Here is a 13,846-nt window from a genome sequence, read left to right as displayed (position 1 = left end):
CTTGCCTTTATCGCTGAAACTGCACGAGTCAGGCCAGTGGTTGGCCCTGACGCCCGGTTGTGTTGAGCCTGTACCGCGTTGACGCGCTCGCCCAGCAATATTTTCAAAGCCGCGCTCTGGATGACGGGCGCAATTGCGTCATTTTCGGCTATGGCGATCGCTGGCCGTGAACTGAGCGTGACACACGACACGTTCGAGATCATGTTTTACCGCAGCCTTGTTGGAATCTGCGTGGTCGCCCTGATCCTGACGCTGACGCAAAAATGGCACCAGGTCTCGACCAATCGGATCGGGTTGCATGGGGTTCGCAACGTACTGCATTTCACAGGGCAAAACCTTTGGTTTTATGCAGTCAGCGTCATCCCATTAGCACAGGTGTTTGCGCTGGAATTCACCCAACCGATATGGGTCATCCTGCTGTCTCCGCTCTTGTTGAATGAACGCCTGACAACTGTGCGTATGATGTCCGCGCTGATTGGTTTTGCAGGGATCTTACTGGTTGCCCGCCCCGGTGCCGTGCCGCTCAGCGCGGGTGTTTTGACCGCTGCCTTGTCCGCTGTTTTCTTTGCCTTAACAACAATATCGACGAAGTCCCTCACGCGTATTGCCAGCATCGGATGTATCATGTTCTGGCTGACAGTTATGCAAGCCGCACTAGGGCTGATCGCATCCGGCATCGATGGCCAAATCACCCTGCCCTCCGCAAACACCGCTCCGTTTCTGTTGTTGGTGGGACTGGCCGGGTTGCTGGCGCATTACTGCATCACAAACGCACTTGCTATCGCCCCGGCAACCGTGGTGGTGCCGTTTGACTTTGCGCGTCTGCCGACAATCGCCGTCGTCGGCATGGTTTTGTATCACGAGCCGTTGGACCACTGGACCTTGCTGGGGGCTGCGGTGATCTTCTGCGGTATATTTATGAACGTTCACGCCGAGAATCGTAACAGTTTGGCAACACTTCGGCAGGACACTCAACACAAGTAACGCATGGTCACGTGTTGACGATAAAGTAAACCTTAAGAAAGTATCGAGCACCACAATGCAGGTCGGTCCGCACCACAAAATTCATTTGCACCGACCTTCAGGAGACCTAGAGGGAGGAACTAATGAAAAAAGCGCTTCTACAGGCGTGCGCGGTATGCGTTGGCGCGACCGGAGCTTATGCGGGCGGTCTTGATCGCAGTGGTCAGGGCATCAACTTAATTTTCGAAGAAGGATCAGTTGTACAGTTCCGGCTGGGCTACACTAACCCAAGTGTTAGTGGCTCTCTGCTAGACGCGAACCCTGCCAGTCCGACAAGGGGACAAGTTGTAGACTCTGGGAACGTGACCAACGACTTCTTCACGCCGCATCTTGGTTACAAGACGTCACTGACCGAGAAAATCGACTTTGCGATTATGTACGACCAACCTTTTGGTGCAGACATTGCGTATGCGTCAAGCTATCCGCTTTCGATCAACCCAGTGTCGCCAACTACCGTCGGTTCGCTGCGCGCAAAAGCAGATACTGACGCGATTACGGCATTGTTTCGTTACAAATTCGACAATGGATTCAGCGCGATTGCTGGCTTGCGCGCTCAACGCGTAAAGGCAAACGTAGATGTTCCAGCTGCTCTTGGATATTCTGTCGATACAGATGCAGATACAGCATTCGGATATGTTGTTGGCGTTGCGTGGGAAAAACCTGAAATCGCCGCGCGTGTCGCATTGACCTACAACTCTAAGATCTCGCACGACCTTTCGCAGACAGAAAGTGGTACGTTGATCGGCACCGTTGAAACGAGCAGCGAAATTGAAACACCTCAGTCCGTAAACCTGGATTTCCAAACCGGTATTGCACCCAAAACACTCTTGTTTGGCTCGATCCGTTGGGTTGATTGGCCGCAGTTGGTTTACAATCCACCAAACTACCCGCCAACCACTGCTTTGGTTGACTACGATAACGCCACTTACACATATACTCTTGGTCTCGGCTATCAGTTTTCGGAACAGTTCTCTGGTGCTGTGACCCTTGGCTACGAAACCGATGAAGGCGAACCTGTTACCAATCTTGGCCCAACGGACGGTTTCTGGAGTATCGGTCTTGGCGGGACTTACTCGCTCGAAAAAGCCAAAATTTCGGGCGGTGTCCGCTATACAGACATCGGTGACGCAACTGCTGACGGCGGATTTGGTCAAACCGCAGACTTCTCAGGCAACAGCGCTTGGAGCGTTGGGTTCCAAATCACTTACGCTCTGAACTAAACGCCTCTAGAGAAATCAACTAGACCCCGCCCTTTCGGCGGGGTTTTTCTTTGCGCAAGTTTCGGGTCGAACAATGCCTTGGCGAGTGTAAGAACGGGCTATGGAACCTCAAAAACATCTCTCTCCAAGGGCTTGGGCTGAACTGGCACTTTTGGGCGTCATTTGGGGCGCCTCTTTTATCTCGATCCGCATCGCACTGGACACGATTCCGGTGATGACCTCGGTTCTTCACCGTGTTTTCTGGGCAATGCTGGCGCTTTGGATCGTAGTTTGGGTCAAAAAGCTGAGCGTTCCGACCAGTCCGCGCGTCTGGGGTGCGTTTCTGATGATGGGATTGTTGAATAATGCCATCCCATTCTCGCTGATGGCGTGGGGGCAGCTTTACATTGAGACTGGGCTGACTTCGATCCTGAATGCTGCAACTGCCGTCTTCGGCGTCCTGATCGCAGCAGTGTTTTTCAAAGACGAGAGGTTGACCCTTGCACGCGGCGTGGGCGTCGGCTTGGGTTTTCTGGGCGTTGCAATTGCAATTGGCCTAAAGAACTTCGCGACCTTCAACCTTCAAAGCGCGGCTCAACTGGCGATCATCGCGGGCACCATTTCTTACGCGTTGGCCGGTGCCTGGGGCCGTAGCAAACTGTCAGGTCTGTCTCCCATCGTCGCCGCTGCAGGCATGCTTACCGGTTCGACACTACTGATTTTGCCTGTATCGCTTATGGTTGACGGCCCTCCTGTCTTGGACCTGCCGGCGATTACATGGGCGGCCATTGCCTACTACGCTTTGATCGCGACGGCCGGGGCGTATCTGCTCTACTACCGCGTTCTCGCCATGGCAGGGGCCGGAAATCTGATGCTTGTGACACTTGTCATTCCGCCCGTGGCCATCGTTCTGGGCACGCTGGTGCGCGACGAAGCCTTACCGCCACAGGCTTTTCTGGGCTTTGCAGTGCTGGCAGTCGGGCTATTGATTCTAAACTGGTCCCGCTCACGTGATTGACGCCGCCCCCTGCCCGTTTTAGCTAGGTCAGAAAAAGGGACAGCGGACAATGATCTACAGCTCGGCAAAGGACTGGCGCGAAGCGGCCCGGAAAAAAGTGCTGTTCTTCGGCATGTCGGGGCTGGGCAAGACCTATGTGTCAAACGTGCTGCGCGATTCCGGCGACTGGTTTCACTACTCGATCGATTACCGTATCGGTACCCGCTATATGGGCGAATACATCATCGACAATGCCAAAGCCGAAGCGATGAAAGTTCCCTTCCTGCGCGACCTGCTTCTGTCGGATTCGATCTATATCGGCTCGAACATTTCATTCGAAAATCTGACACCGGTCGCCACGTATCTGGGCAAACCGGGAAACCCGGAATTGGGCGGGTTGGAACTGACAGAGTATCGCCGCCGGCAGGAGCAGTTCCGCCTGGCCGAAATCCACTCTCTGTTGGACACCGAGTATTTCATTGACCGGGCCAAGCGTCTGTACCAATACCCAAATTTCATTTGCGATACCGGCGGATCGATCTGCGAATGGGTTGACCCCGAGGACCCGGCAGATCACGTCCTGTCCGAATTGTCGCGGCAAACCCTGATGATTTGGATCAAGGGCGATGAGGATCATACCGCAGAACTTATCCGCCGTTTCGACAAAGCACCCAAGCCGATGTCCTACCAGCCAGAGTTTCTTACCAAAGTCTGGGATGAATACCTCGCAGAAAATGGCTACGCACCCGAGGCGGTCGATCCCGACGCATTCATACGCTGGACCTATGCGCGTGCCCTGGCGCATCGTCAGCCGCGTTATCAGGCTATGGCGGACAATTGGGGTGTCACAGTCACCGCTGACGACATGCATAAGGTCCGCGACGCCGGTGATTTCGATGAGTTGATCGAACGCACCCTTGAGACCCGGACCAACCGGGCTTAATTACCGCCTCTACACAGTAACTCCAAAGGCTTGCACCTGATGCCGATCAAGATCCCTTCCGACCTGCCCGCTTACGACGTTCTCACCAAAGAGGGCGTCATGGTCATGGCTGCGGATCAGGCAATGCGTCAGGATATTCGCCCTTTGCGGATCGGTTTGCTGAATCTGATGCCCAAGAAGATTCAGACCGAGAACCAATTCGCGCGTCTGATCGGTGCGACTCCGCTACAGATCGACCTGTCGTTGATCCGCATGACTGAGCACCGCACGAAGAACACTGCCGCCGACCACATGGCCGAGTTTTATCATCCTTTCCAAGAGGTGAAGGATCAGAAGTTTGATGGCCTGATCATCACCGGCGCGCCGATTGAGCATCTTGAGTTCGATGACGTCACCTATTGGGACGAAATGACCGAGGTCTTTGAATGGACGCAGACCAATGTCCACTCAACCTTTGGCGTTTGCTGGGGCGGGATGGCGATGATCAACCATTTCCACAGTGTTCGAAAGCACATGCTGGATGCCAAGGCCTTTGGTTGTTACCGACATCAGAACCTGGCCCCTGCTTCCCCGTTTTTACGCGGTTTTTCAGATGATTGCGTGATCCCTGTCAGCCGCTGGACGGAAATGAAGCAGGTCGAGATCAACGACGCGCCTGGCCTGATCACATTGCTGGGCAGCGACGAGGTTGGCCCCTGTCTGGTCGAAGACCGCGCGCACCGCGCGATCTATATCTTCAACCATTTCGAATATGACAGCGATACGTTGAAGCAGGAATATGACCGCGATGTCTCGAACGGGACACCCATCAATGTGCCGATGAATTACTATCCAGATGATGATCCGTCGCAACCCCCACAAAACCGGTGGCGCAGCCATGCGCATTTGCTTTACGGCAACTGGATTAACGAAATTTACCAGTCCACACCGTTCAACATGGAAGACATTGGCCGTTAAAATTCTGATATCCCTTGGCCTTGTCTTGGTGGGCCTAACCCTGCTGACCGCCTGGCGCGCAGCACAGAACGAGGCTGCGGCCGAGGCTGATTTCCCCCCCGAGGGCGAGATTGTCATGGTCGACGGCGTCGCTGTACATGCGGTGGTCATGGGCGAAGGCCCCGATGTGGTTCTGATCCATGGGTCCAGCGGCAATACCCGCGACATGACTTTTGCCCTTGCGCCGATCCTGGCTAAAAACTTCCGTGTGATCGTGTTCGACCGCCCCGGCTTGGGTTATAGCGACAGCTTCAACTCAAACGGGGAAACTATTGAGGAGCAAGCGTTAATCTTGCAAAAGGCCGCAGCGCAATTGGGAGCTGAAAAGCCCATTGTTGCGGGGCAAAGCTATGGCGGGTCCGTATCGCTGGCTTGGGCCGTCACCCGGCCCGAAAACATTTCGGCCCTAGTTCTGATTGCACCGGCCGCAATCCCGTGGGAGACGCCATTGGATGGCTTTAACCAGCTGGCGTCGACCGAGGCTGGCAATACACTGGCCCTCCCCCTTATCACCGCGTTTGTCCCCGAATGGTACGTGGAAAAGGCGTTGGACAAAGTCTTTGCCCCTCAGACCGCACCCGAAGGATATTCGCAGCACTTCGGCCCGGGCCTGACGATGCGGCGCGCCTCGATGCATGCAAATGCCAAGCAGCGCGCCAATCTGCTGGACGAAGTCCGAGCGTTGCAGCCGCGCTATGGCGAGATTTCAGTGCCAACGGAAGTCGTTCACGGAACGGCTGACACCACTGTCAAATTTGCCTGGCATGCAGAACAACTGGTCGATCAAATCCCTGACGCCGAACTGGTCGAGCTTCCGGGTATTGGCCACATGCCACAGGTTGTGGCTGCCCCCGAGGTTGCATCAGCAATCGACCGTGCCGCAGAGCGCGCGGGTTTGCGTTAATCCGCCAGCTAATCCATAGTAGGATATGGGTTTTATGGCGAGGTAACTAATGGCCCGTTCGGACAAAGGTTCCATTGAAAAATACTTCCGCAAGGACGCACCAAATGAGGTGCGATCTGCCATTGAAAACGCCAAGAAAGACGACATCCTGAACCCGACCTATCCTTACGAAGAGCGAATGAAGCGTAAGGATTACGGCAAAGAAATGGAGTTGCTGCAGATCGAACTGGTCAAAATGCAATCCTGGGTCAGGGAAACGGGTGATCGCATTGCGATCATTTTCGAAGGCCGCGACGCCGCAGGAAAAGGCGGTACAATCAAGCGCTTTCGCGAAAACCTTAATCCCCGTGGCGCCCGCAACGTGGCTCTGAGCAAACCGTCAGATACCGAACGCAGCCAATGGTATTTTCAACGCTACATTCAACACCTGCCTTCAGCGGGTGAAATCGTGTTCTTCGACCGTAGTTGGTACAATCGCGGTGTCGTCGAAAACGTCTTTGGCTTTTGCGAACCCGAAGAACGTGAGCGGTTTTTCAGGCAGGTTTTGCCCCTAGAAACCGGACTGGTGAATGACGGGATCAAACTGTTCAAATTCTGGCTCAACGTTGGGCGCGCTGAACAACTGAACCGCTTTCTGGCACGTGAAACAGACCCGCTAAAGCAATGGAAACTCAGCCCAATCGATATTGCAGGACTCAGCAAATGGGACGAGTACACGCAGTCGATCGCAGAAACTCTGACCCGTAGTCATACAGACATCTGTCCTTGGACCATAATTCGCTCGGACGACAAAAAACGCGCTCGTATAGCAGCCATCCGAACCGTTCTGCATGCGCTGGACTATGACGAGAAGGACAAGAAAGCCATTGGCAAGATCGATCCTATGATCTGTGGCGGACCCGAAGTTTTGGACGCGTGATGACATTTTCGCGTTCCATTGCTGCCATCGGTTGGACGATCCGGTATACGTGGATTATGTCTTGGTTATATAAGACTTAAACAAAAAAAGGCTCGTGAAACAGGCATGGCGAAACGCGGGTATCACCACGGCAATCTCAAACAAGCCCTGATTGAGGCCGCTCTTTCGCTGATCGAAGAAAAAGGGCCGACTGGCTTTACACTGTCCGAGGCCGCAAAGACCGCCGGGGTGACACCTGCAGCGGTGTACCGGCACTTTCAGGGGCGTGAGGACCTGATCGCCGAGGCCGCCCGGCAGGGTTTCGATATGTTCGCGGACCTGATGCAATACGCCTACGACACAGGACAACCCTCAGCGCTTGCAGCGTTTGAGGCAACCGGTCGGGCGTACCTGGCTTTTGCCCGCAAGCATCCCGGGCACTACATCGCCATGTTCGAAAGCGGGATATCCGTGAACCGAACGCCGGAATTGGCGCTGGCCGCGAACCGGGCCAAGAACGTTCTGGAAAAAGCCGCTGCGGACCTTTCCCAGCATATCCCACCTGAAAAACGCCCGCCCGCGTCAATGTTCAGTGCTCATATCTGGGCCATGAGCCATGGCGTCGTTGAACTCTACGCTCGTAATACCGGTGCCAGCTCTCCGTTTCCACCAGAGGATCTACTGGAAAGTGGTATCGGGATCTATTTGCGGGGGTTAGGTTTGGTTCCTCAAGACGATTGAACGCCGTCTAAAACATCGGCCGTGGCGCCGGTGCGCTAAGGCCTGATGTGACGTTGATCAGATCCATCTGGCCCATGCCTTTGATATCCACCGGACCAATATCCGAGACCTGAAACTCGTCGATCAGGGCGTATTTCATCTCTTCGGGGGCGACGATATTCATTGGATTTGCAAAGACTTGCAGGCGTGAAGCAATGTTCACGGCCGGACCAAACACGTCGTAGACGTATTTCTGAATGCCCACGACTGAGCCCACCGCTGGGCCCATGCCCAGACCGATCCTGGCCTGCCACTTGTGGGGATGGCTTTCGTTGCGCCGCTCGAGGTAACGCAGGAACCGGACCGCGCAATGGGCCACGGCCGTCGCGTGATCCGGCGTTGCGTCCGGCATACCCGAAACCGCCAGATAGGCGTCCCCGATGGTCTTGATCCGCTCGCATCCATATTGCTCAACAATCCGGTCGAAGGCCGTGAAAATGTCATTCAACTCACTGAGCGTAACTGTGGGGTCAGTCTTGGCCGCAAAATCGGTAAAGCCCACAAAGTCCAGCATTACGACCGAGACCTGATCGTAGAGCTGCGGGGTGACGACACCAAAAGTTTTGAATTCCTCGTACACAGCGCGTGGCATAAGGTTCAGCAGCAACCGTTCCACCCGCTCTTTCTCACGTTCCAACTCGCGCGTGTTCCGCTCGACCATGGTCGAATAGCTGTCGATCATGCTCTCAAGCTCACGAATACGGGTGATGTTCTGAAATTCGACCACCAGCACCTGTTCGGACAGACCATTGGCCAGGGACACCGCGACCGCGAATATCAGCGTCCTGCGTTTGGGTTTGACCTGCAATTCGGCCGAATAGCGAAGGCCGGATTGTTTGACGTCTTCAAGCTCTTTTGGATCAAGATCGGGGAAATAATCCAACAGAGTCTGCCCTTCGGCTGGCGCCCCGAACCATTCGGCAAATGGACCGTTGTGAAACACGAAACCCAGATCCGACGCCCGCACAACGGCGACACCCACACCGATCGCGCGCAGCAGCTGCTCATTTATGGCCAGAATGCTCATGCGGCGTCGCGAGCCACGATGATTGCCCGTTTTGATTCAATGGCATCAAGGGCAATCTTAATATGTATGTCTTCCATTCCATGCGTCGACAGGGCTTCGCTGAAAAGCGCGGCCATCTCGTCAAAATCGGCGTGAGAGATTTTCAGATGACGATGCACCGCCTCGATCCGGTCATCGCTAAAGGACGCAGGACCACCAACCAGAGACGAAACGAACTTCGTTTGATGATCAATCAAACGGGGCATGTCTATGTCCTCGAAATGGCCACCGATCTGGTCGGATTCCAACGCCATCTCGTAAAAGGTCATCACGATCCGCGAGATCGTTTTGAAACCACCGTATCTTTCATAAATTGTCTGCCCCACGACACAAAACCCAAACGTTAAACACCACTGACGTCACGAGGTTATATCATATTGACAGTTTTGTTAACGCTTATGACGCGGATGGTCTGCGAGGTGACCATTTAGGTGGCTTTGTTGCTGCGTGCATTCAAACACTCAGATCGTCGGTGACTGGAATAAACCCAACGTAACCACCATGTTTCAGTAGCCTTGTCTGGCCGCCATTACGCCAATACAGCTTGCGCCGTGCCGCCATAAGCTCTCGCCTAAGGCGAAACCAAAACGGGCCCTTATCTAGGCCACTGTTGGTCTTTTGGTCTTGCGAACGCTCGCTGACCTTTACCTCTTCGAATGTATGATCCTGCTGTTTCGACCAGATCATCTGCACTCCAACAGCCGGAAAACACTGATACATCCGCCAGTCCGGCCGAGGGAGGGAAACAAAATCGTCGAGGTGATCCGAGTACTTCTCGGACAAGTTCAATAGTTTTTGGCAGGCCCGTTGGGACAGCACATAGGCGGCGGCGCTCGGGGCCATTTCCAGCATAGGCCGGACGGTTACACCCGCGATCCGCGTTTCTGGTCCAAAACGAAGGGATTTGGGGGAAAAGTCTAGCTTGACCATGTCATAGGCATCTGGGTCCGCCAACAGTGCTGAAATCACAGATCCTGCATGGGTGGACATTTCAACGTCATCTTCGAAAATGGCCACTGCTTTCAGGTTTTGATCTACGGCCGTCCGCCAAACTGCGAGATGGCTTTCGAAACAGGCGATTTCGCTTTGTGTCAAACCCCAGCGACTGCCCGATCCGGGAACGTAACCGTTGACGTCCAGCACACCGGCCACTTGGGCATCTGTCGCGCTGAACCGGGTGGCGCCCACCAAGCCTGCATGATCGAACTGCATTTCCATGAAGGCACAGCGCCCAGGAACCCGATCCAGATTGATGAAAAAGGCACCCGTTTCTGGTGGCAGTTCATGACGTCCCACGGCGTTTCCTTTCAAGTGATTGCGCCAGTTACACAACGGTGAGGCCGACAATCAAGCCTGCGCTTGCGCAACATGCATCCCTTTATGCCTATCCAGAGCCAGACGTCCTGACTAAGCTGCGTGGGTAAAACAAAAAACGGGATTCTTGCAATGACGTCACACGGATATTCCGGCGGCCGCCTCAACCTTCCATTTGTGGGCATTTCGACCTTTGGCAAGGCTCCGTATGTTGACGATTGGGACCAAATCGAAGCTGATGTAGCGATTATGGGCGCCCCTTTTGATTTCGGCACGCAATGGCGTTCGGGCGCGCGTTTCGGCCCAAGGGCGGTGCGAGAGGCGTCGACCCTTTTCAGCTTTGGGCACGCAGGCGCGTATGATCACGAGGACGATGCCACCTACCTGGATGGCTCAGTGCGTATGGTCGATATTGGTGATGCGGATATCATCCATACCAAAACGGACGAAAGCCATGCCAATATCCAGTTCGGTGTGGAAAAGATGCTGAACGCAGGTGCCCTGCCCGTCACTATTGGTGGTGATCATTCGGTCAACATCCCGTGCATCAACGCTTTCGAAAGCGATTGCGAGAAAAACGGGCCAATCCACGTTGTTCAAATTGACGCGCATTTGGATTTTGTGGACGAACGCCACGGCGTGACCGCGGGCCATGGCAACCCCATGCGGCGCGCAATTGAAAAACCATATGTATCAGGCATGACGCAGCTGGGCATCCGGAACGTGTCCTCGACCGCCAAGGAAGGGTACGAAGATGCACGCGCCCGAGGATCAGATATTCTGTCTGTGCGACAAGTGCGCAAGCTTGGGACCGAAGGTGTGTTGAACCGTATTCCGGATGGCGCACGGTATTACGTTACGATCGATATCGACGCTTTCTGCCCGTCCATCGCAGCGGGCACCGGAACACCCAGCCACGGTGGTTTCCTGTACTACGATGTGTTGGAAATCCTACAGGGGCTTTCGAAACGCGGCGATGTCGTTGGAATAGACCTTGTCGAAGTCGCACCAAACTACGACCCGACCGAAAGCACGCAGATACTGGCCGCTCAGGTTCTGCTGAACTTTATCGGGTTCATCTTTCACGAGCGTGGCAGGAAGGGCTGATCGCCCCTCCCGCCGGATCAATTACACGCTGATCGTGTTGTGTTCGGGGCCATAGGGGAAGCCGGTGATGTTCTCGGCACCGGTTTCTTCGACCACGAGAATGTCGTGTTCCCGGTACCCGCCAGCGCCTTTTTGACCTTCGGGAATCCATAGCATTGGTTCGATGGAAACAACCATGCCCGGCTCCAGAACCGTGTCGATGTCTTCACGCAACTCCAGCCCGGCTTCGCGACCGTAGTAGTGGCTGAGAATACCGAACGAGTGACCGTAGCCGAATGAACGGTACTGCAGCAGCCCTTCGTCGGCAAAGAAACGGTTGATTTCCTCACAGATGCCGGAACAGGTCGCACCGGGTTTGATCAGGCTCAGACCCAGTTCATGCGCGGCGACGTTGGCCTTCCAGATGCGCAGGCTGTCCGCGTCCGGCTCGCCCAGAAACAGAGTGCGTTCCAGCGCGGTGTAATAACCTGAAATCATCGGGAAGGTGTTCAGCGACAGGATATCCCCCTTTTCCAGCGCGCGCTTGGTGACCGGGTTATGAGCACCGTCCGTGTTCAAACCCGATTGGAACCACACCCATGTGTCGCGATACTCGGCGTCGGGATAAGCACGTGCAATCTCGGCTTCCATTGCATCACGCCCGGCCATAGCGATCTCGATCTCGGTCGCGCCTTCCCGGATCGCTGCATGAATTGCCGCACCACCAACATCAGCAGTCCTTGCGCCGCCTTTGATCAGTTCAATCTCTTCAGCAGACTTAACCATGCGCGCAGCCATTGTGTCAGGTGCGATGTCCACCAGTTCAGGTGCGCCCAGCATGTCCAGCGCAGTGTCGCGCATCGCCAATGTCAGATGATCGCCTTCAATGCCAATCCGGCGCGCCGACCCGATCAGGTTGGCCACTGCACGCCAGTAGTTGTTCCGCTTCCAGTCGGTGTAGATCACGTTCTCTTCAACCGAACGCCGCCACGGCTGCCCTGCGTCGATGTTCGCAGAAACCGTCGTGCAGGCATCCTGCGTCACCACGCACCCGTAAGGGCGGCCAAACGAGCAGTACAGAAACCCCGAATAGTAAGCGATGTTATGCATCGACGTCAGCAGAACCGCCGGGATATCCCGTGCGGCCATCGTGGCGCGCAGGCTGGCAAGGCGGCGGTCGTATTCCGCCCGGCTGAACGGCAAAGGCGCCTTGTCACCATTATGGCTGGTGAAGAACTCGGGGCGATTGTTCAGGTCATTCATCTTTGACTCTCCTCAATGCCGGACTGGCATCGCCCGGCCACAAGTCCCGGCGTTCAGGACGAGCGGCCTCGGGATCCGAGAGCCATGCACCCCGCCTTGCGTCACGACGCCATCGTGACCGGGGTGCATGGTGAAATCGCTAAATCAGCTTTTGAGTCGCGTCAAGCCGGACTGAGGCCCCGCAGGCGTTCCGACCGGCGGCGCAGCAATTCGACCGTGGTCAGCAATGCGATCGAAATCACCACAAGGATGGTCGCGACGGCCAGAATGGTCGGGCTGATCTGCTCACGCAGACCGGTGAACATCTGCCAAGGCAGTGTTTTCTGGCTCGCCGATCCAACGAACAGAACCACGACAACTTCGTCAAACGAGGTGATGAAGGCGAACAAGCCACCCGAAATCACACCTGGCAGGATCAGCGGCATCTGGATTTTGAAGAACGTCCGCACCGGACCCGCACCCATATTCGCAGCGGCCCGCGTCAACGATTGATCGAAGCCGACCAGAGTAGCGGTCACAGTGATGATGACGAAGGGAATTCCCAGAACCGCGTGGGCCAGAACAACTTTCACATAGCCGACGAAGTTCTTGTTCATGCCCAGCGTGCCTTCTAGAAAGCGGCCGATGTCGCTGTAGAAAAAGAACATCCCCGTCGCCGAGATGATCAACGGCACGATCATTGGCGAAATCAGAATCCCCATGATCGCCCGACGTCCCGGTACATGCGATTGGCTCAGCCCGATCGCCGCCAAAGTCCCCAATGTAACCGAGATGAAGGTCGCAATAGGTGCGATAATCAGCGAGTTCTTGAAGCTTCTCTGCCATTCATTGTTAGTAAAGAAATCGCGGTAATGCTTCAGCGAATACCCCTCGGGGTCCAGACGCAGCATCTCGGGCGTGAAGGTAAAGAAGTCCTGCGCGTTAAACGACAGGGGCAGAACCACAAGGATCGGTGTGATCAGGAACACGAAGATCGCGCCGCAGATGACCCGGAACGCGTAATGCCAGAACACCTGACCGGCGGTCATGTAAGGCAGTAGTTTTTGGCGATAGCGTCCTTCGTAAAGCCAGAAGATAAAGAACGCAAAGAACCAGCCCGCCAGCAGCCCAACGATCAATCCTGTAATGCCTGCGAAGAAAAAACCGATTGCAGCAAGGCCAAGGATCGTCATCCAGCGCGCGACACGCTCGTTGTCGAGCACGTTGATATACAGCCATGCCAACCCTGCCATCAAAGCAGCACCGATCAGGATGCCCAGCAGGACATTGCCCTGCCCGGCCCCGACGAACATGCCAAGGAAACCTCCGGCAATTGCGACAGCTGGCAGAACCACGGACAAGGGTTTGCGGGATATTGGTGTAAGTGCAGCCATAATT

Annotated in this window: 14 protein-coding genes; 9 read left to right on the top strand and 5 right to left on the bottom strand. The window is 55.2% G+C overall.

What is annotated here, in order from left to right; all coding sequences use genetic code 11:
- Positions 1-78: 78 nt before the first annotated feature.
- The 8 genes from GOW16_RS07595 (at position 79) to GOW16_RS07560 (ending at position 7,701) form a co-directional block, all read left to right on the top strand.
- Complete coding sequence (locus GOW16_RS07595; RefSeq protein ID WP_302478054.1) at positions 79-984, top strand: DMT family transporter; 906 nt, start codon at positions 79-81, stop codon at positions 982-984.
- Between the two features lie 122 nt (positions 985-1,106).
- Positions 1,107-2,243, top strand: a complete 1,137-nt coding sequence (locus GOW16_RS07590) for an OmpP1/FadL family transporter (protein WP_170412677.1) — start codon at positions 1,107-1,109, stop codon at positions 2,241-2,243.
- A gap of 100 nt (positions 2,244-2,343) precedes the next feature.
- Complete coding sequence (locus GOW16_RS07585) at positions 2,344-3,240, top strand: DMT family transporter (protein ID WP_170412674.1); 897 nt, start codon at positions 2,344-2,346, stop codon at positions 3,238-3,240.
- Between the two features lie 49 nt (positions 3,241-3,289).
- Complete coding sequence (locus tag GOW16_RS07580) at positions 3,290-4,162, top strand: ATPase (RefSeq protein WP_170412671.1); 873 nt, start codon at positions 3,290-3,292, stop codon at positions 4,160-4,162.
- A gap of 39 nt (positions 4,163-4,201) precedes the next feature.
- Complete coding sequence (metA, locus tag GOW16_RS07575) at positions 4,202-5,119, top strand: homoserine O-acetyltransferase MetA (protein ID WP_170412668.1); 918 nt, start codon at positions 4,202-4,204, stop codon at positions 5,117-5,119.
- Entirely contained in the window at positions 5,109-6,062 is a 954-nt protein-coding gene (locus GOW16_RS07570; protein WP_254429712.1) for an alpha/beta fold hydrolase, read from the top strand. The genes metA and GOW16_RS07570 overlap by 11 nt, the downstream gene beginning before the upstream one ends.
- Positions 6,063-6,111: 49 nt before the next feature.
- On the top strand, positions 6,112-6,981 hold the full coding sequence (gene ppk2, locus GOW16_RS07565; RefSeq protein ID WP_170412663.1) for a polyphosphate kinase 2: 870 nt from the start codon (positions 6,112-6,114) through the stop codon (positions 6,979-6,981).
- Positions 6,982-7,086: 105 nt separating this feature from the next.
- Positions 7,087-7,701 (top strand): TetR/AcrR family transcriptional regulator, encoded by a 615-nt coding sequence (locus GOW16_RS07560; protein WP_170412659.1) that lies wholly within the window; start codon positions 7,087-7,089, stop codon positions 7,699-7,701.
- A gap of 7 nt (positions 7,702-7,708) precedes the next feature.
- Here the strand turns inward: GOW16_RS07560 and GOW16_RS07555 are convergent, their stop codons facing one another.
- The 3 genes from GOW16_RS07555 to GOW16_RS07545 all read right to left on the bottom strand — a co-directional run bounded on the left by GOW16_RS07555 (position 7,709) and on the right by GOW16_RS07545 (position 10,102).
- Positions 7,709-8,767: an adenylate/guanylate cyclase domain-containing protein gene (locus GOW16_RS07555; protein ID WP_170412656.1), complete on the bottom strand. Its 1,059-nt coding sequence runs from the start codon at positions 8,765-8,767 to the stop codon at positions 7,709-7,711.
- Positions 8,764-9,132 (bottom strand): group I truncated hemoglobin, encoded by a 369-nt coding sequence (locus GOW16_RS07550; protein ID WP_170412653.1) that lies wholly within the window; start codon positions 9,130-9,132, stop codon positions 8,764-8,766. The genes GOW16_RS07555 and GOW16_RS07550 overlap by 4 nt, the downstream gene beginning before the upstream one ends.
- 127 nt (positions 9,133-9,259) lie before the next feature.
- Positions 9,260-10,102 (bottom strand): glycosyltransferase family 25 protein, encoded by an 843-nt coding sequence (locus GOW16_RS07545; RefSeq protein ID WP_170412650.1) that lies wholly within the window; start codon positions 10,100-10,102, stop codon positions 9,260-9,262.
- A gap of 150 nt (positions 10,103-10,252) precedes the next feature.
- On the opposite strand from GOW16_RS07545, the gene speB reads away from it, so the two are divergent.
- Positions 10,253-11,227, top strand: a complete 975-nt coding sequence (gene speB / locus GOW16_RS07540; RefSeq protein ID WP_170412647.1) for an agmatinase — start codon at positions 10,253-10,255, stop codon at positions 11,225-11,227.
- Positions 11,228-11,248: 21 nt separating this feature from the next.
- Here the strand turns inward: speB and GOW16_RS07535 are convergent, their stop codons facing one another.
- Both GOW16_RS07535 and GOW16_RS07530 read right to left on the bottom strand, forming a co-directional pair.
- Positions 11,249-12,469 (bottom strand): aminopeptidase P family protein, encoded by a 1,221-nt coding sequence (locus GOW16_RS07535; RefSeq protein ID WP_170412644.1) that lies wholly within the window; start codon positions 12,467-12,469, stop codon positions 11,249-11,251.
- A 161-nt stretch (positions 12,470-12,630) separates the two neighbouring features.
- Positions 12,631-13,842, bottom strand: coding sequence for an ABC transporter permease (locus GOW16_RS07530; protein WP_170412641.1), 1,212 nt, complete (start codon positions 13,840-13,842; stop codon positions 12,631-12,633).
- Positions 13,843-13,846 lie beyond the last annotated feature (4 nt).

The sequence above is a fragment of the Ruegeria atlantica genome, from assembly GCF_013033965.1.
Taxonomy (GTDB): Bacteria; Pseudomonadota; Alphaproteobacteria; order Rhodobacterales; family Rhodobacteraceae; genus Ruegeria; species Ruegeria atlantica_D.
This window is presented reverse-complemented; position numbering and strand designations above follow the sequence as displayed.